This window comes from Vibrio sp. 2017_1457_13, from assembly GCF_030851525.1.
GTDB lineage: Bacteria > Pseudomonadota > Gammaproteobacteria > Enterobacterales > Vibrionaceae > Vibrio > Vibrio metschnikovii.
The window spans coordinates 77,921-104,723 of record NZ_VHTA01000001.1; the positions used below are offsets into that span (position 1 = coordinate 77,921).

Below are 26,803 nucleotides of genomic sequence, written 5' to 3' on the forward strand. Positions count from 1 at the left end.
TCTTCTTTATCGTCACGGTAAGTACCCTCTAATTGCCAATCTCAATGTAAAAGCAAGCCAGTCCCCCCTATATCAATGTGCTTATTGATGAGGATATTGTATTTAGTGGGTGCCAGAGTGAGCGCAAGGTCGTCGCAAATGGTACCAACGATGGCTTCAATATGACATTTCGCGTGAGGAAGGACGCAGCTAAAATTGCCTTCACGGTAGAAGGCGAAAACGACGGTTTGGACAAGAGAAAATCACGCATCTTAGTGAACAGTTGATGGTGTTTTTGCATCAATCACTCAATACCTTAGTTGATCAGAATTCAGGTCAATAAAGGTATCTAATGCGCGGTTAATAGCATACATTTCCATTAATGCAAATAAGAATTCTTTACATTTGTATTATCAATAAATAGAATGCATTGTGAACTACGTTGTTATGCCACTCGATAGTTGAGTTTATGCTTTTGGCCTGAATCAGCCTCAGTTTGGAACGTATGTTAGTCGAAATAATTGCAATCAAGCGCATAGCTTTTGAGTGCGACTTTATAGTGCAACGCTGTTCAGTCTCGGTCTCTTTACGCCTCTCTAGTCAATCTCGAGGTAGAAGCATAACTCGCTATGCCTGTGTGTCCTGAATGCAATCAGTTGTTTATTAGAGTTAAGGAGAAATTCAAATGGCAGCTTTACGCACAGCGCGAACGAGCGTTGCAGAAAAAAAAACCTTTAAATTTAACATTTTGTCTGCGGTAGTGATGGGGATTTGTGCCAGTGGTCAAGCCTATGCTGAAACCGAGAGCACCAACAACAATAAAAAAGAAGAGATACCTGTTATCGTTGTTATCGGTGAGAAAACGGCAAGAACCATTTATGACACCAGTTCTAGTGTCCAAGTGTTCGACCAGGAGACGATAGACAATACCCCAGGTGCAACAGAGATCGGTGATCTGTTGCAACTTATTCCCAATATTGTCGACTCAGGCCAAGGTAACAGCATGCCAACGGTGCGTGGTATTGATGGTTCTGGTCCATCGATCGGCGGTCTGGCGAGTTTTGCAGGTACTTCACCTCGTTTAAATATGTCCATTGATGGTCGCTCGCTAACATATTCGGAAATTGCGTTTGGCCCACGTTCTCTTTGGGATATGCAGCAAGTTGAAGTGTATTTAGGTCCGCAAAGCTATATTCAAGGGCGAAACGCTTCTGCGGGTGCTATTGTGATGAAAACCAACGATCCTACCCACCATTTTGAAAGTGCGGTAAAAGCAGGTATCGGTGAGCGAAACTATTCACAAACCGCTGCGATGCTCTCCGCACCCATCATCCAAGATGAACTTGCATTTCGCCTCAGTTTTGACCAACAAAAGCGCGACAGTTTTGTTGATTTAGCCTCTTATGAGCCAGCTGGCGATGCTAAGAAAATTGAGATGAACTCGGTACGCGGTAAGCTACTTTATGAACCGTCAGCACTGGTCGGTTTCAAAACAACCCTAGCAATTGCTCATATGGATTCCCGCGGTCCACAATCTGAAAGTATTAACATTGTCGGGACTGAAGCGTTTAGACCTGTTTATGAAACTAAGTCACTGAGCACCGCTTGGGATCTTTCTTGGCAGTTGAATGAAGCGCTGACCTTTGAAAACAACCTTGTCTACTCAAAGTTTGCTTATGATCGATACACCAACCCCACGCCACGTCAAAAAGGCGATTTTACCACTGATGGTAAAGAGTTCCATGTAGAGCCATTACTAAGGTACCTTTCTCTAGACGGCCGAGTAAATGCGTTAGTCGGTGCTCGTTATTACAAGTCTTCTCAAGATGATGAATATATCGATGCAACAAGCACGAACCCAATGAGCGGTAGTACTAAAACGCAATCTGCATTTGCCGAGTTGACGTATGCGCTGACACAATCGATTGATGTGACTGTTGCAGGACGATATGAAAAAGAACGCGTTAAACGAAAAGTAAGTGACCCACGTTTTAAATTGGATCACGACGACACTCTAAGTGTTTTCTTACCTAAGTTTGATATAGCGTTTAAACCTAATATGGGTCAGACCATTGGCTTTAAAGTCGCTAAAGGTTACAACGCTGGTGGCGCTGGTTTAGCGTTTAACTCTATTCAATTTGCAGGATTTTCACCCTATCAGTTTGAAGAAGAGTATATCTGGAACTATGAGATTTACACGCGTCATCGTATTAGTAATTCGGTTGAGCTAATGACCAACACGTTTTACAACGATTTTGATAATATGCAGATGACCCAAACGTTATCAAATGGTGATGTGCTTATTACTAACCTTTATAAAGCAAAAACATATGGTGCAGAAATTGGTACACGTTGGTATGCCACAGATTCACTGGATCTATTTGCTAACCTAGGCCTACTAGAAACGGAATATAAAGAGGCTTCGGGTGATTCAAAAGAGCTGCCACGCGCGCCGAGTATGACGGGTAACTTAGGGGCCGCGTATAGCTTCTTTGATGGTTTTGAGTTAAGTGCCAATGCGGTTTACACGGGCGACTACTATTCAGATAGAAGCAACACAGCAAGCACAAAAATTGATGCGTATTGGGTCGCTAATGCTCAATTGGCTTATGTATTTGAAAACGGCCGAGCTACTCTGTTTGCCACCAACCTATTTGACTCCGATAAAACGACTCTGTACACATCGAGCAACTTGAACGATCAGCTAAAACAGCAACCACGTATGATTGGTGCTTCATTGCAGTTGAACTTCTAGTTCTTCTGAAAGTAAAACGCCTCTGATGTTGATCAGAGGCGTTTTTATATACCAATTAATTTTTATATATCTACTAGAGAGAATGACTACAATTCGACGGTCTTTTTGATGTCGGAGATCATCTTTTCAGTTGCGGAAATACCTGAAATTGAGAGATACCAAGCGTCTAGGTCTAGCAAGATGATTCGTTTGTTCTTGTAAGCGTTGGTGGCTTTGACCAGACCGTTGTCAAGATTCTGTTCTTTAACCTGATTGCCTTTGCCTGAGAGCTTACCACTGTCAATCACCAATAGTGTACTTGGGTTGGTTTTATGGATGTACTCGTAGGAGATGATATCACCGTGGTTGTTGGTCTTTACGTCAGAGGAGCTTTCCTTAAAACCAAAATCTTCGTAAACCGAAGCAAAACGGGATTGTGAGCCAAACGTCGTGATGTTGCCGCCGGATGTCATGATGGTGAGTGCATCCACTTGGTTTTTCTGGTTGTACTGCTTGATGGCGGCAAACTCTTCATTGAGCTGACTAATCTTCTGCTCAATCTTTTGTTGGGCGTTGAAGATTTCGCCCATATTACGCCATTGTTTTTGAGTGCTCTGCCAGTAGCCTTGCTTGAGATCTGCACTGAACACGATAGTAGGGGCAATTTCCGACAGCTCTTTGTATTTGGAAGTCGCACGAGGGCCAATGATGATCAAGTCTGGCTTTTGGCTGTAGATGGTTTCAAAATCTGGCTCAAATAAGCTACCCGCCGAGGCGTATTTCGCATCCAGAAACTTATCGAGGTACTGTGGCATTATCGGCGCTTTCGCTACGGCAACGGGTTCGATACCGAGATAGTCGAGAGCGTCTAAGGCTCCATGACCAATAACAACAACACGCTTTGGTGCATCTGATATTTTAGTGCTACCCATGTAATGTTCGATCACAAGGTCTTTTGCCATTGCACCACCAGAAAGCAAGGTGCTGATCAACATAACGCTTAATTTTAGTTTCATTTTTTGTCCTATTGAAAAGGCTATTACGAACAAATAGCCCGTGTCCGTAGTGCTTTAGGCAAGTGCCTTTGCGTTGAAAATGATAGTTTGCCAAGTGCTGAACGTTGGTGAGTTCATCAGTTGGGCAAAGTTGACTTCGATACCTACTTGGCGAAGGCGCCCAGTGAGGCGCATTAAACTGATGGAGTCGAGGCCCAATTCAATCAGGTTGGTGTCGGACTGAATTTTAGCTTCGCTCACTCGCAGTAACTCGCTGAGTGTGGCAAGCAAATCAAAGTCTTTTAGAGGTTCTGACAAAATAATTCCTTTTCATTTTTCGTGACTTATTGCCGATTTTCTTTACGGTTAAGTGTAGGCATTATTAACCATATCATTACTTGATTTATAAATTCAAATGATTATTATTACTATTTGCATTTGGTGGTGTTAATATCACTGAATTACGTATTGGTTTGGGTTCTCATGCCTAGTTCAACGGTTAGTAATCCAAATAGGAGTGACCTTAAAGAAAGGCAAGGATAGATATGGTCGTCGCGACAACAGAAACACCAAAGCAGATACTCGATGGCTTTGTGCGTAAACCTAGTGTTCAAAGTGAACAATATCGGGCTGCAAATTTGTGGAGCAATTTGCCGCTGTGGCAGATTCTTCATCAGGGGGTAGAGCGTTACTCAGATAGCATAGCGGTGACAGATAACCACACTTCACTGAGTTATCTCGAGTTGGCCAATCGCGTGTACGCGTTTGGGCGATGACAAAGAAATTATTGCAACAAGGCAAGCCTGTTGCAGTTGGAGAGGAAAGGGAACTGCTGACCCTAGGGCCATACACGCTTGGCGGATATTATCGTGCGCCAGAGTATAATCTGCGAGCGTATACGGATGAAGGATGTTATCGCAGTGGAGATCGCGTGGTGGTCGATTCCTAAAGTTATTTCACGGTCACTGGGCGGATAAAGGATGTGATCATTCGTGCTGGCGAAAACATTGCTGCTGATGAGTTAGAAGAGCTTTTATTGTCGCATCCACAAATTGCCCAAGTGGCGGTGTTTCCCCTTCCCGATGCACATTTAGGTGAAAAAATCGCGGTCGCTGCCCTCATTCGAGGGTTCTGGTTAATGTTGCGAGACATTCGGCAATAGAGTGAGAACATTTCGTTTGGTCAATTGATGGAAGCGGATTCGCTTAGAGAGTGGTGGCGGGTGATTGAACAAGCGAGAAATGAAGAACAAACCATGGCCGTCCCCTAATTGTGAAGGTCAAAGACAACAACGTCAGCTAGGCAAAAATAACAAAAAGATTAGGTGAAAGAATGAGTGACAGCCCAGAGCGCGTCTATCCAATGTTGCTGGATTTTGTACGCAAAGAAACCATCTCAAAAAACTTACTCCGAGTAACGTTAACCGGAAAGGATTTAATCGGTTTCCCGGAAAACCAAAATGGTTCGCACATCAAAGTGTTTTTCCCCAACCAAGCAAGTGGCATTCTCCAATTGCCAGTGCGAGAGGGGGACAACGTTATTTGGCCAGAACACAAACCCGTTCCGAGAGCTTACTCGGTCAGACAATATCGTGCGGCTGTGAATGAGCTGGATATCGATTTTGTGACACATGGGGAGGAGACTCCGGGCGGCGGTTGGGCACTGAAGGCAGGCAGCGGCTCACAGATTGGTTTAATTGGGCCAGCAGGGCCTGATCCGCTCATTGAACCCGCGGATTGGCATATAATCGCTGGTGATCTCTCGGCGGTGCCTGCGATTAGTGCCATCTTGGAAAAGCTGCCTAGTGACGCCAAAGGCTATGTGTTTATTGAGGTGGATGAAATTGAAGATATCCACGATCTTGTTCATCCAGAAGAGATGGCCATCAATTGGTTGATGCGCAATCCTGATGATGCCGAGCCCGCATTAGCTAAGGCCATTAAGCAACTACCCGCACCGGAGAAAGCGACCTCGCTGTCTGCTTTTATTGCGGGTGAAAACCAGAGTGTAATCAACTGCCGTAAGATCTTGCGCAATGATTATCAGATCGCGCGTGATAAGCTCTACGCGATTCCTTACTGGAAAAGAGGTAAGACTGAAGAAGCGTATCACGATGAACGCCATGATGTGATGGATGCTGGGTATTAGTCCACTGCCGTTGTTCATCGATAGCGGCGCCAAACAGAAGAAAGCTTATTTAAAGCGATTTACCCGACAGTCGGTCGTTACTTGGAGTTCTCCCACTCCTGTGTAGAGGAGATGGATCTTCATCGCGGTAAGGTGACGTTACAGTTGTGTCGAGGGGCAGAGCAAAACATAGCTCAGAAGCGGTTTACGGCTTTTTTCATTTGCATGATGACAGTGTGGTCACCTTAGTGAGTGAAAACGATTAAACCGTCATTCCGTAGCTAATTCCAGAATTAAAATAGTATGATCTAGCGATTATTGGCTAGTAAAAACTACGACACCATCTTGAATACGATCAACAGTTTTGGTCTGTTACTATTATTTGACGGTCTCAAAATGTGTCCACTAAGCAGCTGAGTCGCGATTTTCCCAATCTGGTGGTGCTTGCTTTACGCAGCCCTTACGACCTATTACAATACCCTCAAGTACAGCATTATTTGTGCGCACACTCCGTAAGATCAGAAAGTACTTAGGCGGAACAAGTGTTAATCGGAAAAGTGTCACCAGCTCAAGGCTGTGCAGTGAGTCGTGTCGTTTAGAGTATCACTTTCAATTTATTAAACTATCCCGCTACTTATTTCTGAGTGGCTGCCAGCCTCCTAGTGTATAGATGAATGAAGATAATAAGAAAAATTCGGTTACTCATTAACGTTTAGCGCTAAGCTCAAGATTGATAGTGGATCTGATAAACTACCCCCCCCTTATTTTCTCCTCTTGACTTCTCTAGCTGAAATCCCCTAATCTGGTTGCCTCATTTCTTTAGGAGAGTACGCCCACATGAACAACTGAGCCTGTTATCCATTTTTTTCATTTATTTTTGGATCAACAGGGTTAGTCGGCGTAGCTCACTTTCCGATCATTCTTTGCCTTATTACCCGCATAGCTCTTCAATCAGAGCGTGCCTTGGCTTTGAATCTCATTTTCGTTATAGCTTAGCGGCGGCGATTGTCCCTGACTTACAGGAGGCAAATCATGCCAGTTTTACAGGCTGAGAATATCAGCTATCAATTTGCTAATGGCGATAGGTTGTTTGCGTCATTGTCGTTTACCATTAAAAGTCAGCGTATCGGTTTAGTTGGCCGTAACGGGGTGGGTAAATCGATATTAGCGGCGATATTAAGCGGTGATCTACCACCATCGAGCGGTACGATAACCCGAGCGAAGTCGATGGCCATTTATCGTCAGCAAGCTTCGCACTTATTAGCTAGCGACCTGTCTATTGCTCAGTTTTTAGGTAAAGCCGATGTACTTGAAGCGCTAAAACACGTTGAGTCCGGTGATTGCTCAGCGCATTGGTTCGATGTGATTGGCGAGCAGTGGGATTTGCTGCAGCAACTGACTCAGCAACTAAACGCCATCGGCTTACCGGCTGATCCTCACTTTGCTTGCGCAAAGCTGAGCGGTGGGCAATTGGCGCGATTGCAGCTTTGGCAACTGTTGAGTAGTCCGTTTGATTTACTGATCCTTGATGAGCCTTCTAACCATCTTGATGGAGCGGCCAAGCAGTGGTTGCTTGAGGCGATGCGGGCTTTCAAGGGAGCGATTTTGCTGATTAGCCATGACCGATTGCTGTTGCGAGAGATGGAGGAGATTTGGCAGTTATCTAGCCTTGATCTGCAAGTCTTTGGCGGAAATTATGATGTGTACGCCGAGCAAAAGCGTTACGAGTCGCAGGCGTTAGAGCGCCAGCTTACTAGCCTTGACAAGCAGCAACGGCAATTAGTGATACAAGCGCAGCGAAATCGTGAAAAAGCACAGCAAAGAGCAGCGCAAGGGAACAAATTACGTAAAACCGGTAGTCAGGCGACAAGCTTATTGGATTTTCAGCAAGATAGAGCGACCGCGCGTAGCGCCAATCGCACTAAAAATCAGCAGCGGCGTCAAGTTCATTTAGAGACTAAACAACAATCATTAAAGGCGAGGAAAGAGTCGATAAGCCAGCAAAAACTCTATTTGGCGGATACCGTTAATCGACCGCGTCATGCTGTTGCCTTGTTCGATGCGGTATTGGCTTTTGGGTGCAATCAACCCATCAACTGGCAAGTGAAAGCGGATGAAAAAGTTCACCTTACCGGCGCTAATGGCAGTGGTAAATCAACCTTGTTGAAAACCTTACTCGGCAAGCTTTCACTTAAGCAAGGCTCGCTGCAACGGAGCGCGCCAATCTATTATCTTGATCAACATTTCGCGGTGATTGTGCCGCAATTGTCAATGCTCGATAACCTGCTAGAGCAATGTGATGGTATGCAAGCGGGAGAAGCTAGAACATTGCTCGCGGGTATTGGCTTTCGTCGTGAGTGTGTCTTTCGTCTTGGCGGGACTTTAAGCGGCGGTGAGAAGATGAAATTAGCCATGTTGATTGCCAGTCATCAACCGCAGCAGCCATTACTGCTACTTGATGAACCGGATAATCATCTTGATTTGGATTCTAAAATCATCCTAGCGCAAGCTTTATATGATTATCGTGGCGGATTTATTCTCGTCAGTCATGATGATGATTTCGCCACACAGTCGGGTGTGAATAGACAAATTGAGCTGTGATGAGTCAATGTTGATACTCACAAGAACGGATACCTAAGAAAAACAAGGAGTGACGTTAAGTCACTCCTTTTGTAATAAGACCATGGTAGTCAAGCTATTACTGCATCCACATCCGAGCGGAACGTGCAGGGATTGATAACATGTGGTAACGGTTATTAACGATAAACTCGTCATCGCTTAATACATCTTGATAAGGGCGATACCAATTGAATTCATGTTGATAGGTATCGATGGTGATGGGCTTTGCTTCCCCACATTTATTGATGCCGACTACCCCTTGTTTGCCACGCTTGAACACCAGCAAGCATGGGTCGCTATGTATCATGGTCATCGATTGGCCTTGCATCGCGTTATGAAAACGTAACATTTTCAGCATAGTCGGTTGATTCCAAATGTTCGCCCAGCGACTATTATCTCTATCTTCGTTCGCCGCGAGGGCATCGCTGTAAATCAGCGGCGTGCCGCCGTCTTTGCCTAGGATATAGGCATAAGCGAGCTGTTCATCTTGCGGATCGAGGATCTGATAACGAAAGCCATCATTGGTCGGAATGTCATGGGTGATAGTAAAGGTAATCGCTCGTGCATTATCCAATGCTTGTCCATAAGCTTGTGGATCATGCAATAAGGTCATGGAACCCTGATAGGAAAACGCTGCGCGAATGGAGGCAAACAGCGGGAAGTCATAAGCGGCATGATTAGTGTTATTTAAATAAGGGGCCAGAAACGCATCATAAGTGGCATCACCTAGGCCACCACTGGTGATCACTTCGCCAAAAACATGCATATCGGCAATAATATCAGGAGTAAACACTTGATCAATGTGATATTGACTCATGTGTTTCACAGCATCAATGCGAAAGCCGCTGATACCAATTTGCTTTAGTGCGCGTAAGTAGGCTTTTTGCTGTTCAAGTACCCAATCGTTGGCTGCTAAATCGGGTAAGCCGCGATCTCCTGGGCCACCGCATAAACGCCAATATTGCACATGGCCGGGGTTGCTCCAATCGGTAATACACCCTTCAGGATGAAAATCATGCACTGAAAACAGATTTTGGGTTAAATCACCAAACAGGGTTTGCTGTTGATAGTAGCTCGCTTGATTCGCGTAGTTGGTCAATATTTCACTGCCGGGATAGTTGAGGTCGCTGCGCTTCCAAGTTTCGTTCGCCATATGATTGAGCACGACATCGGCATAAACACCAACACCATGGTTACGTAGGGCGTTAACCATGGCTTTAAAATCAGTTTTGTTACCAATCGGCGAGTCAATCACTCGAAGATCTTGAGGTTGATAGCGAGCCCACCATTCATAACCACTCGATTTCATCGCTGGTGAAACCAGCACGTTTTTGTAACCCGCTGCGGCAATGTGCTCTGCGTTGGCAGTCACATCACTATATTTCCAGTTAAAAGCATGCAAGATGGCGTCAGCTTGCACGCTGGTGGTAAAACCTGCGCTGATCAGCGCAGCGTAAGCAATAAGGTACGATGGTTTCATTAGATGCTTCTCTTATTATTATAAAATCGAGAGAAATCATATAAATTTCATTCTTTCTGTGAATGGCTTGGTTGGAAATCATTGATCCAATTCAAATAGTGTAGGGCGGTAAATGGCAAAATTGTGGCACAGCTGAAAATTTGTACGGTAACTGTTTTGATTTTGATATGGTTACAAAGAGTGATTTTTATCACTCTTTGTATGATGGAGTATGGCTAGGCATGCGGGCGATGATCATGCTGGGCGTTAAGATTTGTGAAGGTGCTATTGTGGCGGCTAATAGCATCGTGACCAAAGATGTTGCCCCTTACAGTATCGTCGCTGGCTCTCCTGCTCAATTGGTCAAATATCGTTTTCAAGCGAACGTGATTGACGAACTGCTGGCGTTGAAAGTGTACGATTGGCCAGAAGAGAAATTCGCGGCGCTCAAACCTTACCTGTGCGCATCGGATATGGCTAAACTTAAGCAAGCCATCATCTGTTATGAATCAGGGCAATATGGCTAGCTATGTCTACTTGAATGTCATCCCGAAATTACGTTCAAACAATACAAGATACAATGGTATTTTTTACGTAGTTATTATTAACGAGGGACTACAAACCTCACTAAGTCTTCTCTAGTGAGGTTTGTATCACTTCCAGAGTACCCTTAAAACACGGTTTACTCGTTATGACTTCAGCCCCAATATGGTTCCAAACAACACCAATCCTATCCCACAGGCTTGATTCAATCTATGCTTTACACCCAGCAGTAAGGCTTGCAGTTTCGGCGAGGTAAATAAGACCGCCACTATTGAAAACCAAATACCATGTAGCGCAATCATGTATCCCCCATACATTAAGGCTAGATGTTGTGTTGCTAAGTCTGGGTCGATGACTTGGCTGAAAATGCTTAGGAAAAACAACATGGTTTTTGGATTGAGTACATTGCACAGAAATCCTTGTAAGAAAAATGTCCAAACTTGTTGAGTGGCGGTGTATTGGGGGGCATTGTTCTGTGGTTGGTGAGAGGAGCTGAAAATGCCTTTTAAACCAAGATACACTAGGTACGCCGCACCCAAGTAACGGATCAAACTAAATAACCATTCATTCTGTGAAATTAAATAACTGATCCCAAGCATGGAGTAGGCGATGTGTATTGAAATGGCTAGACTGATCCCGATAGCGCTATAAATCCCTGCTTGTCTACCTTGATTGAGGCTATTTTTGAGTACTAGGACAAAATCTGCACCTGGACTCACAACAATAAGAATGCCTAATAAGGCAAGACTAAAAATCTCCATAGTTGTTCCTGTTTTGATGGTTTTTGATGGTTTTTGATGGTGCAATTGTAGGAAAACTAATGGCAGACTATAATCGAAACAAATTCTTGTAATCGTGAGAAAAATTCACATATGAGGCATCTCAAAGCTTTTCATGTTTTTCATGTGGCTGCATTTTCGTCGAGTTTTACTGAAACGGCAGACAAACTCAATATTACCCATGGTGCTGTCAGTAAGCAGATCAAAGTGTTGGAAAATTACCTCTCTTTGCCTCTGTTTTATAAGCAAGGGCGGAACTTACTTCTTACTAAAGAAGGAAATATACTCAAAGATCATACTCAGCAAGCCTTTGCCATACTAGAAAGTGGCGTAAGTAAGCTTGTCCAAGAGAAAAATCGATGCTTAGAAGTGTCGTGCGAACCGACTTTAACCATGCGTTGGCTAATGCCTAGATTATCTACTTTCAATGACGAGAGTGATGCTGATGTGCGACTTTCGACCGCGGGAGGTCCTGTGACACTCGGTTCAACAGGGCTTTCAATGGCAATTCGGCGGGATGATTTTGAGCCTTTGTACCTATACCCAAAAACTACATTGGTAGAGGAGTGGGTCGGTCCGGTGTTCTCCCCCGATTATTGGCAGCAAGTAAAGGATGATTTGAGCACCGTGAAATTGCTACACAGTCACACTAGGCCTAATGCTTGGCGAGAGTGGATGATGAGTGTTGGACACGATGACATGAGAGATAATGCGGTACAATCTTTCGCTCATTTCTATTTCTGTATCCAAGCCGCCATCGATGGGTTGGGTGCTGTGATGGGTTCCTATCCTTTAGTCGTGGATGAGATCGAGCGTGGTAATCTTATTGCTCCTTTTGGATTTGTTGAGTCTGGATATAACTATATTCTACTGAGTCAAGAGAAAATGCTGTCAGAACTTGAGCTTAAGTTTCAGCGTTGGCTACAGAAAGAGATGGGAGAGTGTGTGCCCAACCCATAAAAATAAAATCAAAATGTTTTAAAGAACACATTTTATAAAAGGAATATGGGCAACGGGAATCGTCAAAGGGTGCTATTAGTTTATGTGCGTATTGGATTATGGTTACACTTAAGCATTCCGCCACTCGTTATCAAACAGGAGCGCTTGGTTAGCTTTTATCTTTTTACAAGCGGTTCAAAATATTCAGACATCGGATGATAATCAATCCAAAAGAGAGAGCCACGTTGCTCTCTCTTCTCGATACGGAAAAACAGGAAAGAAAGTTAATATTGATAACTAAGGTGTAGTTTGATTTCTCGCCCAAGTGCTGGCACACCATTCATCAAATAAGGTTCGTAGTAGCGGTCAGTCAAGTTTTTTACCACTAGACCTGTGCGCAGCCCTGGTACTTGTTTGACATCCCAGTGAAGGTAGATATCTTGTAATGTGTATTGACTGCTGGGCAGGTTAGATAACATGCTGTCCTTTTCGATTTTGTTCTGAGCATCGTACCAGCGTACCTTCCATCCAGTGCGTAAGCCGTGTATCCACTCATAACCTATGCCTAGGTTGATATTAAGTGGTGGTACATTGGGGCGGTTCTCATCGGCTCCCGTCGAATCTTTTAAACTGCCTTTATTTTTACCGCGAGCATAACTGGCTGAAAAATCAGAATAGAAATTGCGCAAACGATATTGAGAAATCCAATCGAAACCATAAATTGTGTAGCCATCGAGATTAGTATTCCAGCTTTGTAACCTATCGCTTTCTTTATCCAAGTTTCCCCCTTGTCGATTGCTAACGTTATTATTGATATCGTTGAAAAACACCGTCAGCTCTGTGGCGAGGGTACTATTATCACCAATGAGATCCTTGGTATTGTGAATGACACTTGCTTGATAAGCATGAATACGTGATACCTTTAAATCACGTGCTGTGGCGGGGGCGCTGGCCATAGCAAACTGCACTGAATAGAGATCATCAATGGTTGGTGCTTTGAGCGCATAGGCATAAGAGAAATTAAACAGCGTATTTGGTGTTGATTGATAGTTCACTTCTAAACGAGGACTCAAACCTTGATGTGTGGTTTTGCGGTAATCATGTCCGGCATTCGGATCATTGTAATCGGGTGCCAAGTTACCTTCACCTTGACTTTCGATGTACTCGTAGCGCAATGAGGGAATAATGTGCAGTGCATCGCTTAGGCGATAGTGATCGGCAACATACACGGCATAAATGGATTGCTCACCTGATGGTTCAAAGTAGGGCGTATACCAACCATAGTTTTTCTCTGCTTTCGTTTTATAAGATGCATTATAAACGAGTGACTGACGATCCGTTTTTTCATATTGCAGCCCTACCACCAAGTCGTGGTCGATAAAGCTCGACTTGTTGGAAATCTCTAAATAGTCGCGTTGATAACTGAGCCAAGATTCGTGCCCGTAATTTCCAACGGAAACAAACATTTTTTCAAAGGCAATATCTGGCCGTACCCAATGACGTTCGTTTTTGGAACGCGCTGCGGTTAGGGTGAAGTCGATATAAGGATTAGAAGGAATAAATCGGTATGACAAGGTGGTGGTATTGTCTTGGTAAGTATTATACGCCGTATTCGCGTACTGCGCCGCTTCAAGTGAACCATATTTCTTGATGTTGAAGTCAGAGATTGCTGGCATTTTTCCACGCCGGTTAGCCCAAGGTTTACGCCCCTCATCGTGGTAGCGTGTATTAATAATATTCAATTGATGATGATAGCTTTGATAACCCGCTTTCAATAGTAGATTGCTCTGTTCAAACGCTGAGTAATCAACCGTTTCACCGCCACCCACTTGTGTATCTTTAGAATCTTTGATTGAACCATTCGCTAAGAAATAAAAACCGGTAGCAGTGCGTCCGTAGACACTTAAGGTTTGGCTATTTTCATTGCCGTTGGTATTGTATCCAGTGGAAACACGAGTACCGAAGTTCTGTCCGAAGTCTAGGAGGTCATCAACCGTTTTAGTTTTAATGCGAATGCTTCCACCAAACTTACCATTGATTGCTCGGTAATCGTGAGTGCCTTTAATAATTTCTGTTTCGCCAATTAAGAATGGATCAAAAAAGAAGGTTCCATAACGATACTGCTGAAAGCCGATTGGTGCACCGTCAACGTACACTGCAAGGTCGCTAGGGTCGCTGAAACCATGAATATTAATCCGTTCACCTCCGGATCGTGCTCCACCATCCAGTGTTGCTCCAGGCACTGAGCCAACCAACTCTGCGAAGTTGGCGTATTGCTGTTCTTCAATCTGATCAGAATCAATAGTGGTTTGTGCGGGTTTAGCGATGGTGATCGGTTTCGCGTAACGTACACCAATAACTTCAATGGATTCGTCGGCTTTTTCACTCGCATGGAGAGTAATACTGTGGAATACAATCAACGAGATTAGGCTTATTTTACAAGAAATAGGAAAATCAGTGAGCATGGTAACTATTTACTTTTGTCGTTATTATTAAAGCGACTGATTATAGGAACCTTTCCTCTTTCTGTAAATGCAATTGATATTTATTATCATTAATTTCTGGTGACTATTATACCGTTCTCCTAAAGGGTAAGCCGCGTTCAATAATTAAGATAAGCACTATAGCTCTCTTACACGTCATAGAGATACCACAATATCAAGTTTTAAACACAGCAAAACTACGTGCTAGTTGCTGACCGTTTTCCATCAACTGTTCACTTGCGGTAGCGACTTGATTGGCTTGTGCGGTAGCTTGGGTGCTATGCTCAGCAATCTGAGTTAAATTACGAGTAATTTCATTGGTGGCCTCAGATTGCTGGCTACTTGCACTAGCGATATGCTGGTTGAAAGCCAAGATCGTTTTAATCTGCGTTTCAATCTCATTGAGCATTTGCTGCGCCTGTTCTGCTTGTTGCTGAGTGACGTGTGATTGCTGTTGCGTTTGTGTCATCGATTGACAGACGTTTTGAGCTTTCTTTTGTAGGCCAGAAATGATTTGCTCAATTTCATTGGTACTGGCTTGGGTGCGAGTTGCTAAAGTCCGTACCTCATCAGCAACCACCGCAAAACCACGCCCTTGTTCACCGGCACGTGCTGCTTCAATGGCAGCGTTCAGTGCCAGTAAATTGGTTTGTTCAGCTACGCCGCGTATAACTTCCAATACTGCGCTGACTGATTGAGTCTCGCTGGCTAGCGCTTGTGTTTCTTGTTCGGTACGCGTCAACTGGTCGCGCAAATATTGCATTTCGGTTGAAGCTTGAGTGATCACTCGTTGCCCTTGATTCGCAGCTTGATTTGCATTGTGCGCCGATTGTTCTGCTTGATAAGCCGATTGAGCAACTTCTTGATTTGACACATGTAGTTGATTCATGGCGGAAGCAACGGTGTCGACAGCTTGGTGTTGCTCATAAGCTTTGCTTGAAGCGTTTTGCGCTACTTGGGTTAATTCCTTCGCTGAGCCAGTAACACTCTCGGTGATCGGGGTAATGTTTTGGATGATATGGCGAATTTTATTAGTGAAGAGATTGAACGCCTCACCAATTTGAGCCAGTTCATCTTTACCAGTGACTGTTAACTGGCGAGTAAGATCGCCTTCGCCTTGAGCAATGTCTTTGAGCCGAGCTAGTGTTTCCTCACAAGGTTGAGTAATGCTGCGCCCAATTAGACTGGCAAAGGCAAGTAAAAGAACTAGCGTTCCAATGATCCAAACAACAATCGAACTTAGTCGAGCCATTATTAGCGCATTTACATCATCGACATAGATGCCTGTGCCGATTACCCAGCCCCAAGGTTTAAATTGTTTAACATAGGAAATTTTATCTACTGGATAACTCGACCCTGGTTTTGGCCACTGATATTCGACGACTCCTTGTTGATTTTGCTGGGTTATATTAGCCATTTCTACAAAAAGGGCTTTTCCGTTAGGGTCTTTAAAATTGCGTAAACTCTGACCATTCATCTGGGGTTGCATTGGGTGCATGACCATAGTGGGATGCGTATCATTAATCCAGAAATAATCATTGGTTCCATAACGTAATTGAGCTATTGCTTTTTTTGCTGCATGTTGTGCCTGCTCAGTGCTAAGTGTGCCTTGATCTGCTTGCTGAGCATAATATTCCATTAAAGTATAAGCGCTCTCGACTAAGTACTGTGTTTGGGTTTGTTTTTCTCGCATCAGATCGGCTCGGTAGTCTTTGACCGTAATTGCAAAAGGTACGGCAAGCATGACCAGAATGATGGCAGTAAGTAAAAATAGACGATTACGGATAGAAAGTCGGCGCAGACTAACATAAGTCATAAACATCACTCCTTGATATATGACCAAATAATAATATGATTAAGATTTCATATTTATCTACAGTAACAAATGATACTGAGTTCTGTAAATTAGACCAAAGAAGTAAGTTTGTTAAGTTGTGTACAGTGTCTAGCTTTTATGCCAATCATGCATGAATACGTTGTTGTTAAAGAGGTTAATTTCAGCACTATAGATAAGGCAAGGGCGGTGAGACGTCACTGAAACGCAAGCCTTTAGTCATTTTAACTGTCTGTTATCCATTCAGCTTAAAGCTGTAGCCAAAGTTGTTTGGGTATATAGAGATGGTATTTTTTATCAAAACGCGGATAATCTTGCTAGATAACAGACAAAGAAGAAATAATCCATGACTAATTTTCAATATTACTTTCATCCACTCCCTTGTTTTAACTGTAAAAAAACCACAGTGAGTACTGATTTGGGTTGGTTAACGGCGACGATGAAAGAGGACGTATTAGCACAAGTGGCGACAATCACGGCGCAAGACAGCATCGAACCGGATCTTTCGGTTAAGGTGACGTGCACGAAAGACGAAGCGCGTGATTATTTGTTGCTTAACTTCTTTGGTTACTCTGAAGAAGAGCTTGCTGATCAAGTTGAAGCCGAAGATGAGCAAGAAGTGGCGGATGAGATCGCAGAGCTATTGGTCGATGGTAGCGAGTCGATTGACTTTGAACACGAAATCGCCCTACAAAGTTGTACTAATTGTGATATTGATGACGAGTAAAATTCAGCACTAATTGGCGTATCATCCATCATCTTATCTGGACTTAAGGCGTTAGCAGCACAATGCGTTGCGAACGCTTTTTTCTTCTTAAACGATTTGTATTTTTAGAAACCGTTAGCGTCATTAAACGTTATGTTATACCGATGATCTAAGGTAATGGATCCTACGTAGAACTTGATAGTGAACAATTACCAAATCAAGGAATGGCTTAATGTTTTCAATATTTAAATCTGACCCAACCAAAAAGCTTAGAAAACAACATGCTCTGAAGCTCGAAAATGCGATGCTGGCGCAGAGAAAAGGGGATATTCGTACTTACTCGCAGCTCACCTTTGAAGCGGATGAGATGTACCAGCAGATTGAGCGTCTAGAAGCTGAACAAAAGTAATACTGAGAGCGCTTTAGTACCCAGTACTTAATCGCCTCTTTCTAATGCTAATAAGCCTGCTTTGCGCTCTATACCTCCCGCATAGCCCGTTAGTTTGCCATTTTTTCCAATCACTCTATGGCAGGGAACGATAATGGAAAGTGGATTTTTTCCGTTGGCTAATCCTACCGCTCTGACGGCTTTCGGGTTACCGATTGCTTCAGCCAACTGTTGATAGCTCCATGTCTCGCCATAAGGGATGTTGCCCAGTGTTTGCCAAACCGATCGCTGAAATGGCGTTCCTTTGGCAGCTAAAGGCAAACAAAATTGAGTGCGCTGGCCAGCAAAATATTCCTCTAGCTGCTGTATGGTGTCGATAAGTAATGGGCAGTGTGCGGACTCGATACCTAAGTCTGTTGGCATGGTGGTTTCGGTAGCAAACCAAGCGCCCAATAATCCTTGTCGACAAGCCTGTAGCGTCATGACTCCAAAAGGACTTTGGTAATAGGTAAAAGTATTCATGGTAGTGACAGCCTCGATGTGGTGTTCAGTCTTAGATTGATGATTTTTCTTTGTTTAGTTTATCCATTACCCACAAACATACGAGTTATTTTTATCCCTTAATGCCTTCCTATCGCTACCTATGGTAAAGAAAGTGTGTTCAAAAAGCGTTCAGTCTTTTTCTCACAAGTCACAAAAAAAAACCATTCATAAGTTATCCCCCTGTTCTATGCTGATAGTAATAATAAAAACAATACGGCTTAATTTATTTTCGTTGATAAAGACAAAGAGGCAGTGTTATGACTATCAACAATACTATGAAGCTCGTATTTGCTGTGATTGGTGCGGGTATTATTATCAGTGTATTGACCGTACTACAGCTCAATGGATTAATGCACCAAGTCGAACATATGGCGCAAGTTCGTTACCAATCCTATCAAGCGGCAGATGAACTTCGTCAAAGCTCTGATGATTTAACCCGTTTAGGACGTACTTATGTCGTCACCGGTGATGAAAAGTACGAAAAAATGTATATGGATATTTTAGATATTCGTAACGGGAACAAACCCCGCCCAGAAAATTACCATACCATTTATTGGGATCTTGTTTTACAACATGGTCAAAAACCGAAACGAGATGGTAAGGCTATTTCGCTTAATCAAATGATGAGTGATTTAGGCTTTACTGAACAAGAGTTTCGCTTACTGAGAGAAGCTCAAGCTAACTCCGATGCCTTAGTCAATATGGAAGTCAAAGCCATGAATGCGGTTAAAGGACTGTTTGCTGATGCGAGTGGGAATTATACCGTCAGAAGAGCGCCGGATCGTAATATGGCCATCGAGTTATTACACAGTAATCAATACCATCAAGAAAAAGCCAAAATCATGGCTCCAATTGATAAGTTTTTTACTGAACTGGAGAATCGTACCAGTCAACAGATGAATGAGGCCGCACAGAAAGTAAAAAATACGGTGTTGATCGGTAATATCTCATTAGTGATTGTCTTTGTGATTGCCATTCTTGGCTACTTCATTGTCAATCGTAAGGTCGTGAAACCGATAGACAGCATGGCAACCTTGCTCCAAAAAGTCGATAAGGATTCAGATTTAACCCTACGAGTGGATGATAAGAGTAATAATGAACTCGGGATCATTGGTTCGACTATCAACAAAGTCTTGGTTAGTTATTCTTCGACCATTACCAAAATTAACCAAGTTAACCATACTATCTCTGCTATCTCAGACACGATTCGTGATGTGACTGAGCAAAATGCAAAAGTGGCGAATCAGCAGAGCCAAGAGCTAGAAATGGCGGCTACCGCTATGGAAGAGATGACCTCGGCACTGTCTACCGTTGCTGAAAGTACTACGATGGCTGAGCAGTACGCCGGTAGTGCAGAAAAAGAAGCCAGTACCAGTAAGCAGGTATTTGATAAAACGACTCATGAGTTTGGTGAGCTGGAAAGCGAATTTACCAAAACGTCTGAGGTGATTCAGCAATTGGCGAATGAATCGAATAATGTTGGTAATGTGCTTGACGTCATTAAGGCTATTGCCGAACAAACCAACTTACTAGCATTGAATGCGGCGATTGAGGCGGCTCGTGCCGGTGAGCAAGGGCGTGGGTTTGCGGTGGTCGCTGATGAAGTTCGCTCTCTTGCCCAGCGAACTCAACAGTCAACGGGTGAAATTGAAACCATGATTTCTGCGCTGCAAGAAAAAGCAGAGCAGTCTACCAAAACCATTCGTTCCAGTGCCGATAAAATGCAATCGACACGCACGAATATGTCTACCGCTAATGAAGCATTGGGTACCATACAAAACTCGGCCATTGAAATCCATAAGCTTAATACCTCTATTGCCTCGGCAACGGAAGAGCAGTTAACAGTGAGTGATGAGATATCGAGTAATCTCAGTAATATTAAATCATTATCTTCTGATATGAATATTGCCATCAATCAACTTGGTCCAGTGGTTAGGGATTTGCAGCACAATGTTGATGATTTAAATGCTGCGATTAAACATATTCGAACTTAATAAGTTGATGCATAAGCCTATTAATCATATTGACCCTCATAAGAGGGTCGATTTATAAACAGATAGAGAGTGTTTCATTTGATTTTTAATCATTGGTGAGCTTTATTAAGCTCGATGATATTAAAGAGTGCTGTATTTATTTTTCCGGTTTCTTCACCGTTGAATAACAAAAAATAGATAAAGGAATTAGCCATGTCACAACAACAAAAATTCCGTTTAGTCACGAGAAGTGACTTTGATGGTTTGGTGTGCGCTGTATTGCTCAAACAGCTTGAGTTGATTGATGAGATTAAGTTTGTACACCCGAAAGATATGCAAGATGGACTGATAGAGATTACCGAACACGATATTGTTACCAATTTACCTTATGTTAAAGAAGCGCATATGGTGTTTGACCATCATTTATCAGAAACCATTCGTAATCAAGGCGCTCGACCTAATCATGTTATTGACCCGAATGCACCTTCTGCCGCGCGTGTAGTATGGGATCATTATGGGGGGAAGTCCGTATTTCCAGAACGATGGATAGAGATGATGGCGGCGGTTGATAAAGGCGATTCGGCTCAATTTACTCGCGATGAAGTGCTCGATTCTCAAAGTTGGAACTTATTAAATTTCTTGATGGATGCTCGCACTGGGCTCGGCCGATTCAAAGAGTTTCGAGTATCCAACTATAACTTAATGATGAATTTGATTGAGAATTGTCGTACCCAAAGTATTGAGCAAATTTTGGCTCTGCCTGATGTTCAGGAGCGGGTAGAGCTTTATCGCGAGCATGAAGTCAAATTTAAAGAACAGATTCAACGTTGTGGAAAAGTCTATCGCAATCTTGTTTTATTGGATTTAACCAATGAAGAGGTGATTTACGCTGGTAATCGGTTCATTATTTATGCGCTCTTTCCTCACTGTAATATTTCGATTCACAAAATGTGGGGTTTTCAACAGCAGAATATTGTTTTTGCTACTGGTAAATCGATTTTTGATCGTAGTTCCAAAACCAATGTTGGTGCGTTAATGCTCAAATACGGTGGCGGCGGTCATCATGCTGCTGGAACGTGTCAAATTCCCTTATCTGAAGCAGACCGTGTACAAGAAGAATTGATCAAACAAATTAATTTAGACGGTTAGATTTGTCTCTGGAAAATAACAAACAGGATACTCAGTACCCTGTTTGTTGTATTAATATTAGAGATTAACAGCCATTACGAGATAGCCAGTTATAGGCTGCTCTTGCTTGAACTATCCCCCAACCGTAGAGATTATCTCTACCCGCAGCACCTCGATCTAAAGCAGTCTGATTCAAGGATTGACGGATTCGCTCTGGTCGACATTGTGGAAAGTGGCTCCAAACCAGCGCAGCGACACCCGCAACGTGAGGTGATGCCATAGAAGTACCACTATAACTTAAATAGCCGCCATTGTTCCCCGTAGACAAAACATTCACCCCGGGCGCTGAAAGCTCAACTTGTGAATTGAACTGTGAGAAGTTAGCCACATTACCACTTGAGTTAACCGCCGCAACTGAGACCACTGCATCATAAGACGCCGGGTATGAGAAGCCGCTGTTTCCTGAGTTACCTGCTGCTGCAACTAAGAGCATCCCTTGTTGGTAAAAGCTACGCATTGCGTTTTGTTCGGTTACGCTGCCTTGGCTACCACCTAAACTCATATTTACCACATGACTGCCTGCACTTTGACAAGATTGGATAGCTTGAATCAAATCCGAAGCGCGAGTCCAGACACCGGAATCGTTAAAGATTTTTACGTTGTGTAGGCCGACTAAGCCAGACGGTAGGACTCCGACAACCCCCACATTATTATCTAGGGCGACAATCGTTCCTGCAACGTGAGTTCCATGGCCATTGCCATCAGTGAACCATGAGCCATGGCCAGAGAAAGTGCTGCCTGTGACACCAGCGCTGGGTAAATCTACGTGGTTGCGTAAATACCCTGAATCGATTACACAAACTTTACGATTAGCTGCATAGACGTCAGAGAGTTGATCCGCTTGTACCATACGGATTCCGTATGGCGTTTGCTGTGCGTAAGGTTCAATCTCTGCATCGAATAAGTAACGTATGGGATCAACTTCGATCATCGCCACATCAGGATTATCGAGCAATTGCTTAGCTTGACTTGGCGTCATTTCAACCACAGAAGTATGTAATGACTCGAGGTGATTGATTACGGTTACTTGCTCTGTGCTTAATATATCAGCGGCTTTTTGCAGTGAGAAGTCAGTTTCCGTTAAGCCGTTTTGACTCATCCGCATAGGCCCGCTGGTTGCTCCAGGCACGTAGGTAACAAAATAGCGTTGTTCTGTTTGATGATTTTCAACAGCAACAGAGGGGGTAAAACTCGGTACTTCTTGATCCTTGAGCTGAGATGCAACTGCCAGTGAGATTGATGTTGGCAATAATAATCCAGCCAGTACTGTACGTTTGAAATTTTTCTTAAACATTTTTTTATCCTTGTAAAATGTTAGTGGCGAATACCACCCATCAAGGATCATAACAATGGCAGTCATTCGCCAGTTTTACCGTTTATTAATAAAGCTATTATTAGGTAGGTGAATGTGTTTGTTTTTATTTACCATATTGTTAACGGTCGGTTAATTTTATGATATTGATAGATTATTAAGTAAACAAAACTGTACGTTTTTTGGTCTCCTTGATTTACGGCATGGCGATTTATAATGATTATTTATCCATTATAAATCGCATAAATATCTATGAAATGGCAGCAAAAAACCGAAAGCAAAGCTTTCGGTTTTAGGGAAACGAAATACTGAGATTAACGAGTGGGGTAAATGGTTAAAGGCTCTAACGTGACCAGTGCGTTATTGGTTGTTCCTGGATGGTCGATGTAAGGCTTGTCTTGTTGAATGGTATAGAAAACATCAACAAAGTCATCATCGTTAGTCAGCAGGCCGCTCGGGATAGCATCGATAATTTTACCAGTGATATTAGCAATCACTGAATATCCTTGAGCTTCTAGATCAGGAATTGACTGTAGGACTTTTTCTGCCGCTTCAACTAACAGTTTGGCTAGCTCTTTGTAGTCGGTACCACTGTCTTGCTCCATTAATACAATATCAACCGCTCCCCAACGATAGCGCGACCAATGGATCATCACTTGGTTAGGATAGTAATCGATCTTGTCATAATCTAAATAAGGCATATCAACCACATCAATCGTCGGTTTATCACGACTAGGATCAACGCCTGTAACGAGAGCATAAATCTCAGCTTTACCTAAAATCCAAGGCTCTTTGTCATCTTCAAGACGAATTTTCTTCAATACCGTGGTTGAAAGTGGTTGGCTTTCGGATTTATTCGACACATTGAGGTTACGTGCTTGAGATGTAGACAGGAGATCGTCAGATTGATTGATAGGCTGTTGCCCCAATTTTTGCAATTCCTGACGCATAGCTTGTAAGCCTGCCTGTAGCGATTTTGCGCTGTTATTGTCTACAACAAATACAGGAAAACTTGGTAACTGATAGACATCCAGTTGGTGGGTATTACCATAGATATCAAATGCTTCAATAAACTGCCATGTTTGCTCATTACCTTTTGGTTCAAAGGCGAATAATGGCAGTTGCCCTTGTTGTAGATCTTTGAGCATAGTACCGTCAGCTAAACGAAGCTCTAATAACTCATCGGTGAATGCCTCTATACCTTGTAACGTACGAATCGTTTCATCCGCTTGTTTAACACGAGATCTTAATGTTGGGTTTTGGCCGTCACTCACTAAATCGGCAATTGAAACACTTAAATTGTCATTATTCAGTGTGCTCTGTAGTGAGTTTGAATATAAATTATAATGTTGACTTAAATAGTAGGCGATATCGCGTTTTTCATTACTGATAGCATCAGCGCGCTGTTGAGCGCGTAAAGCACTATCATCTTCGGATTTACAACCCAGTAGGGCAAGGGCCAGTCCGGCAATTAGGATTATTTTTTTTATCATAAGAAGCTCTTTATGGCAGCAAATAAAACGGGGGTTTCGCGGTGAATTTAACAATATGATTGACTCCGTCAATCATATTGGCTAGGCAAATATTGAACGAAGATCAAGCATTAGACTTTTAGCTCTAAAATGTCCATTTAAATCAAATCTCTAACCTGAAAATTTTTCATGTTGTATTTGAAGCTTATTCACTATGATCTTGCTCACAGTATGCTTCAATGCTTTAACCAATAAAGCAGTATGGATACAAGATCATGAGCACATTTACCCTTCTTGATGGCGGCATGGGCCGCGAATTAAAACGCATTGGCGCGCCGTTTTCCCAGCCGTTATGGAGCGCCCAAGCGCTGATTGAATCCCCAGAGTATGTTCGTATAGCCCACCAGAGTTTTATTGATAGTGGTGCCGATATTATTACTGTCAATAGTTATGCTTGCGTGCCCTTTCATTTAGGCGAAGCACTGTATCGCAGCGATGGTGCAAGATTAGCCCGTTTAGCGGCGCAAATTGCCGCTGAGGTTGCACAGCAAGCGCCACATACCGTGCAAGTGGCAGGCTCAATTCCCCCAGCAATGGGTAGCTATCGCCCCGATCTGTTTCAAGTGCAGCCAGCACAAGCGATCACCCAAACCCTGTATGCGGCTCAAGAGCCTTATGTTGATATTTGGATTGCCGAGACCATTGCCAGCCTAGAAGAGTTGAGTATGATTCAACAGGTCTTAGAGCAATCAAGTAAGCCTTGTTATTACGCGTTTACTTTGCAAGATGACAGCGATGTGGCGCTGCTGCGTTCTGGAGAGTCGGTAGGGGATGCGGCTCAGCAAGTTGCTGCAACAGGAGGGGCTGGGATTTTATTCAACTGTTCAGTACCTGAAGTGATGGCGGATGCTATTTCGCAAGCGAAAAGTGCTTTGAATGGGCGTGAAAAAGAGATCGAGATTGGGGTGTATGCCAATAGCTTTGCACCAATTAAAGCGCAACATGCCGCTAATCAAACCGTTCAGGCGATGCGTGAGTTCAGCGCGCAAGATTACCTTGAGTTTGCTCAGCAGTGGTATGGATTAGGCGCAACCGTAATTGGTGGCTGCTGCGGTATTACCCCAACCCATATTCGTGCTTTACAGGATTGGAGGCAGGCGCTTGAAAAATCTTAATTATGGATTAGCTTTCCCGGCGATTATTTTGGTATTGGTATTACTGACTGTTTCAGCCCTTTATCCTGCCAGCTCACAAGCGATGGCTGGACAAGCGATGGCGTGGGTAAGTCACTGGTTCGGTTGGTTGGTGCAACTAGCCAGTTTGGCGTTAGTCGGTTTTTTACTTTGGCTCGCCTTTTCAAAACATGGCCAAATCCGTCTGGGTGATGAAAAAACCGAATACAGCAATTTTTCTTATGGTGGGATGATTTTCACCGCTGGTGTTGGTGCATCCTTAATTTACTGGGCGATTGGTGAACCGATGTATTACCTGCAATCGCCGCCTCTATTTACTGAAGCGAATAGTTACCCGGCCGCGGCTTGGGCTGTGACCTATTCGATTTTCCATTGGGGGATCACTGGCTGGGCCATTTACTGTTTCCCCGCGATTCCTTTTGCCTATGCTTTTTATGTGCAGAAAAGGCGTACTCTAAAAGTGTCGAGTTTATGTTCATCCGTAGTCGGCAATCACCCGCTGGTCAGTAAAAGTATCGATCTGTTGTCGATTTTTGGCACGCTGGCCGCTTTTGCTAGCTCATTAGCGTTAACGGTGACGCTGGTGAGTACAGGGGTTGCCGATCTATTGGCGATCAATAACAGCCTTGGTCTTCAAGGGATCATTATTGCGTTGTTTGTTAGCTCATTAGTCGCGGTGATGCTGGTGGGCTTTAATCAAGGCATTAATCAAATTTCAAACTGGACAGTGACCTTGGCGATTGTGTTTGCGCTGTTTGTTCTGCTGGTCACTCAACCTGCTTTTATCGTCAATAATTTTACTGATTCATTAGGCGTGATGCTAGATAGCTTTTTTAGAATGTCTTTGTGGACCGACCCGGTTCAGCAAAGTGGCTTTGCTGAAGGTTGGACGCAATACTACTGGTTTTGGTATTACGCTTATTTGATCATGATGGGGCTTTTTATCACCCGCATTTCACGTGGCCGTACTATTCAAGAGGTGATCCTTTATACCCTTTCTATGGGTGCTTTAGGCTGCGCATTTTTCATCTCTATCTTCGGTGGTTATGCCGTATGGGCGCAAATGCTAGGCGGCTTACCCGTTCAAGCGTGGATGGCGGAAGGAGGATTAACCTACGCCGTAGTTTCTCTGATCAAAACCTTACCCGGCGGTGGTTGGATTCTCGGTTTGTTTTTAATCATCCAGTTTTTCTTAATGTTGACCACCATGTCGAGCGCCAGTGTCGCTACGGCGATGTTAACCACCAATCAACTTGAACTGAATGGCGATCCTGACAATCGAGTCAAGCTACTCTGGGCGGCGGCTATTGGTTTGATCAGTCTCAGTGTATTTTTAGCGGGCGGCGGCATAGAGACCATTAAATCACTGTGTGTGGTTGCCGGTCTGCCGATGATGTTTATCTATGCCATTATGTTGAAAGGTTTTTTACATACGTTAGGCATTTTACCCAGCCACAGTGAAGCAGAAACGGTGACTGATCGCCAGATTGTGCTTAGTAAAGCGGAGTAACTGAACCCAAACAAGCCGGAATTAACA

Annotated in this window: 20 protein-coding genes and 3 pseudogenes; 14 read left to right on the forward strand and 9 right to left on the reverse strand. The window is 43.5% G+C overall.

Going from position 1 to position 26,803, the window contains the following annotated elements:
- The first annotated feature begins 664 nt into the window (after positions 1–664).
- A complete protein-coding gene (locus FKN88_RS00365; protein ID WP_154168490.1) occupies positions 665–2,734 on the forward strand; it encodes a TonB-dependent siderophore receptor in 2,070 nt (689 codons plus the stop codon).
- A gap of 86 nt (positions 2,735–2,820) precedes the next feature.
- Here the strand turns inward: FKN88_RS00365 and FKN88_RS00370 are convergent, their stop codons facing one another.
- Both FKN88_RS00370 and FKN88_RS00375 read right to left on the reverse strand, forming a co-directional pair.
- Positions 2,821–3,729: a siderophore ABC transporter substrate-binding protein gene (locus FKN88_RS00370; protein ID WP_154168488.1), complete on the reverse strand. Its 909-nt coding sequence runs from the start codon at positions 3,727–3,729 to the stop codon at positions 2,821–2,823.
- Positions 3,730–3,783: 54 nt separating this feature from the next.
- Positions 3,784–4,026, reverse strand: a complete 243-nt coding sequence (locus FKN88_RS00375) for a phosphopantetheine-binding protein (RefSeq protein WP_154168486.1) — start codon at positions 4,024–4,026, stop codon at positions 3,784–3,786.
- Positions 4,027–4,253: 227 nt separating this feature from the next.
- Between FKN88_RS00375 and FKN88_RS00380 the strand changes: the two genes are divergently transcribed.
- The 5 genes and pseudogenes from FKN88_RS00380 (at position 4,254) to FKN88_RS00400 (ending at position 8,436) form a co-directional block, all read left to right on the forward strand.
- Positions 4,254–4,484 (forward strand): hypothetical protein, encoded by a 231-nt coding sequence (locus FKN88_RS00380; protein WP_306687051.1) that lies wholly within the window; start codon positions 4,254–4,256, stop codon positions 4,482–4,484.
- Positions 4,459–4,870: pseudogene (locus tag FKN88_RS00385) on the forward strand (2,3-dihydroxybenzoate-AMP ligase); the annotation flags it as partial. The gene FKN88_RS00380 and the pseudogene FKN88_RS00385, both read left to right, overlap by 26 nt.
- Positions 4,871–5,040: 170 nt before the next feature.
- A complete protein-coding gene (locus tag FKN88_RS00390; RefSeq protein ID WP_306687052.1) occupies positions 5,041–5,856 on the forward strand; it encodes a siderophore-interacting protein in 816 nt (271 codons plus the stop codon).
- Between the two features lie 386 nt (positions 5,857–6,242).
- Positions 6,243–6,434, forward strand: a pseudogene (locus FKN88_RS00395) (glycosyl hydrolase family 3); the annotation flags it as partial.
- A 433-nt stretch (positions 6,435–6,867) separates the two neighbouring features.
- A complete protein-coding gene (locus FKN88_RS00400) occupies positions 6,868–8,436 on the forward strand; it encodes an ATP-binding cassette domain-containing protein (RefSeq protein WP_154168484.1) in 1,569 nt (522 codons plus the stop codon).
- 97 nt (positions 8,437–8,533) lie between these two features.
- Here the strand turns inward: FKN88_RS00400 and FKN88_RS00405 are convergent, their stop codons facing one another.
- A complete protein-coding gene (locus FKN88_RS00405) occupies positions 8,534–9,934 on the reverse strand; it encodes an alpha-amylase family protein (protein ID WP_306687053.1) in 1,401 nt (466 codons plus the stop codon).
- 203 nt (positions 9,935–10,137) lie between these two features.
- Between FKN88_RS00405 and FKN88_RS00410 the strand changes: the two are divergent.
- A pseudogene (locus FKN88_RS00410) lies at positions 10,138–10,440 on the forward strand (antibiotic acetyltransferase); the annotation flags it as partial.
- Between the two features lie 162 nt (positions 10,441–10,602).
- On the opposite strand, the gene FKN88_RS00415 reads toward FKN88_RS00410, so the two are convergent.
- On the reverse strand, positions 10,603–11,217 hold the full coding sequence (locus tag FKN88_RS00415) for a LysE family translocator (protein ID WP_154168480.1): 615 nt from the start codon (positions 11,215–11,217) through the stop codon (positions 10,603–10,605).
- Positions 11,218–11,328: 111 nt separating this feature from the next.
- Between FKN88_RS00415 and FKN88_RS00420 the strand changes: the two genes are divergently transcribed.
- Complete coding sequence (locus FKN88_RS00420) at positions 11,329–12,195, forward strand: LysR family transcriptional regulator (RefSeq protein ID WP_154168478.1); 867 nt, start codon at positions 11,329–11,331, stop codon at positions 12,193–12,195.
- Positions 12,196–12,458: 263 nt separating this feature from the next.
- On the opposite strand, the gene FKN88_RS00425 is transcribed toward FKN88_RS00420, so the two are convergent.
- Positions 12,459–14,639, reverse strand: a complete 2,181-nt coding sequence (locus FKN88_RS00425) for a TonB-dependent receptor domain-containing protein (protein ID WP_154168476.1) — start codon at positions 14,637–14,639, stop codon at positions 12,459–12,461.
- Between the two features lie 193 nt (positions 14,640–14,832).
- Positions 14,833–16,473: a methyl-accepting chemotaxis protein gene (locus FKN88_RS00430; protein WP_004395514.1), complete on the reverse strand. Its 1,641-nt coding sequence runs from the start codon at positions 16,471–16,473 to the stop codon at positions 14,833–14,835.
- Between the two features lie 364 nt (positions 16,474–16,837).
- Here FKN88_RS00430 and FKN88_RS00435 point away from each other — a divergent pair, with 364 nt between their 5' ends.
- On the forward strand, positions 16,838–17,218 hold the full coding sequence (locus tag FKN88_RS00435) for a hypothetical protein (protein ID WP_154168474.1): 381 nt from the start codon (positions 16,838–16,840) through the stop codon (positions 17,216–17,218).
- Positions 17,219–17,429: 211 nt separating this feature from the next.
- Positions 17,430–17,606, forward strand: a complete 177-nt coding sequence (locus tag FKN88_RS00440) for a DUF6435 family protein (protein ID WP_154168473.1) — start codon at positions 17,430–17,432, stop codon at positions 17,604–17,606.
- A 27-nt stretch (positions 17,607–17,633) separates the two neighbouring features.
- On the opposite strand, the gene FKN88_RS00445 is transcribed toward FKN88_RS00440, so the two are convergent.
- The gene (locus FKN88_RS00445; protein ID WP_154168472.1) at positions 17,634–18,107 is read right to left on the reverse strand and encodes a methylated-DNA--[protein]-cysteine S-methyltransferase; all 474 of its coding nucleotides are present in this window, start codon (positions 18,105–18,107) and stop codon (positions 17,634–17,636) included.
- Between the two features lie 278 nt (positions 18,108–18,385).
- Here FKN88_RS00445 and FKN88_RS00450 point away from each other — a divergent pair, with 278 nt between their 5' ends.
- Together FKN88_RS00450 and FKN88_RS00455 are read left to right on the forward strand one after the other, a co-directional pair.
- Positions 18,386–20,122 (forward strand): methyl-accepting chemotaxis protein, encoded by a 1,737-nt coding sequence (locus FKN88_RS00450; protein ID WP_004395510.1) that lies wholly within the window; start codon positions 18,386–18,388, stop codon positions 20,120–20,122.
- 192 nt (positions 20,123–20,314) lie between these two features.
- A complete protein-coding gene (locus FKN88_RS00455) occupies positions 20,315–21,250 on the forward strand; it encodes a hypothetical protein (RefSeq protein ID WP_004395509.1) in 936 nt (311 codons plus the stop codon).
- A gap of 64 nt (positions 21,251–21,314) precedes the next feature.
- Here the strand turns inward: FKN88_RS00455 and FKN88_RS00460 are convergent, their stop codons facing one another.
- Both FKN88_RS00460 and FKN88_RS00465 read right to left on the reverse strand, forming a co-directional pair.
- Positions 21,315–22,583: a S8 family peptidase gene (locus FKN88_RS00460; protein WP_306687054.1), complete on the reverse strand. Its 1,269-nt coding sequence runs from the start codon at positions 22,581–22,583 to the stop codon at positions 21,315–21,317.
- 332 nt (positions 22,584–22,915) lie between these two features.
- Complete coding sequence (locus FKN88_RS00465; protein ID WP_199249805.1) at positions 22,916–24,094, reverse strand: DUF3103 domain-containing protein; 1,179 nt, start codon at positions 24,092–24,094, stop codon at positions 22,916–22,918.
- 254 nt (positions 24,095–24,348) lie between these two features.
- On the opposite strand from FKN88_RS00465, the gene FKN88_RS00470 reads away from it, so the two are divergent.
- Positions 24,349–25,248 (forward strand): homocysteine S-methyltransferase family protein, encoded by a 900-nt coding sequence (locus FKN88_RS00470; RefSeq protein ID WP_161426266.1) that lies wholly within the window; start codon positions 24,349–24,351, stop codon positions 25,246–25,248.
- On the forward strand, positions 25,235–26,776 hold the full coding sequence (locus FKN88_RS00475; RefSeq protein ID WP_154168471.1) for a BCCT family transporter: 1,542 nt from the start codon (positions 25,235–25,237) through the stop codon (positions 26,774–26,776). Before FKN88_RS00470 ends, FKN88_RS00475 begins: the two co-directional genes overlap by 14 nt.
- Positions 26,777–26,803 lie beyond the last annotated feature (27 nt).

Bases quoted from the DNA above. Each gene is read 5' to 3' on its own strand.
- FKN88_RS00445 (WP_154168472.1), bottom strand. From the start codon at position 18,107: ATGAATACTTTTACCTATTACCAAAGTCCTTTTGGAGTCATGACGCTA.
- FKN88_RS00435 (WP_154168474.1), top strand. From the start codon at position 16,838: ATGACTAATTTTCAATATTACTTTCATCCACTCCCTTGTTTTAACTGT.
- FKN88_RS00425 (WP_154168476.1), bottom strand. From the start codon at position 14,639: ATGCTCACTGATTTTCCTATTTCTTGTAAAATAAGCCTAATCTCGTTG.
- FKN88_RS00370 (WP_154168488.1), bottom strand. From the start codon at position 3,729: ATGAAACTAAAATTAAGCGTTATGTTGATCAGCACCTTGCTTTCTGGT.
- FKN88_RS00450 (WP_004395510.1), top strand. From the start codon at position 18,386: ATGACTATCAACAATACTATGAAGCTCGTATTTGCTGTGATTGGTGCG.
- FKN88_RS00440 (WP_154168473.1), top strand. From the start codon at position 17,430: ATGTTTTCAATATTTAAATCTGACCCAACCAAAAAGCTTAGAAAACAA.
- FKN88_RS00455 (WP_004395509.1), top strand. From the start codon at position 20,315: ATGTCACAACAACAAAAATTCCGTTTAGTCACGAGAAGTGACTTTGAT.
- FKN88_RS00365 (WP_154168490.1), top strand. From the start codon at position 665: ATGGCAGCTTTACGCACAGCGCGAACGAGCGTTGCAGAAAAAAAAACC.
- FKN88_RS00465 (WP_199249805.1), bottom strand. From the start codon at position 24,094: ATGATAAAAAAAATAATCCTAATTGCCGGACTGGCCCTTGCCCTACTG.
- FKN88_RS00390 (WP_306687052.1), top strand. From the start codon at position 5,041: ATGAGTGACAGCCCAGAGCGCGTCTATCCAATGTTGCTGGATTTTGTA.
- FKN88_RS00460 (WP_306687054.1), bottom strand. From the start codon at position 22,583: ATGTTTAAGAAAAATTTCAAACGTACAGTACTGGCTGGATTATTATTG.
- FKN88_RS00430 (WP_004395514.1), bottom strand. From the start codon at position 16,473: ATGACTTATGTTAGTCTGCGCCGACTTTCTATCCGTAATCGTCTATTT.
- FKN88_RS00405 (WP_306687053.1), bottom strand. From the start codon at position 9,934: ATGAAACCATCGTACCTTATTGCTTACGCTGCGCTGATCAGCGCAGGT.
- FKN88_RS00415 (WP_154168480.1), bottom strand. From the start codon at position 11,217: ATGGAGATTTTTAGTCTTGCCTTATTAGGCATTCTTATTGTTGTGAGT.
- FKN88_RS00470 (WP_161426266.1), top strand. From the start codon at position 24,349: ATGAGCACATTTACCCTTCTTGATGGCGGCATGGGCCGCGAATTAAAA.
- FKN88_RS00400 (WP_154168484.1), top strand. From the start codon at position 6,868: ATGCCAGTTTTACAGGCTGAGAATATCAGCTATCAATTTGCTAATGGC.
- FKN88_RS00420 (WP_154168478.1), top strand. From the start codon at position 11,329: ATGAGGCATCTCAAAGCTTTTCATGTTTTTCATGTGGCTGCATTTTCG.
- FKN88_RS00380 (WP_306687051.1), top strand. From the start codon at position 4,254: ATGGTCGTCGCGACAACAGAAACACCAAAGCAGATACTCGATGGCTTT.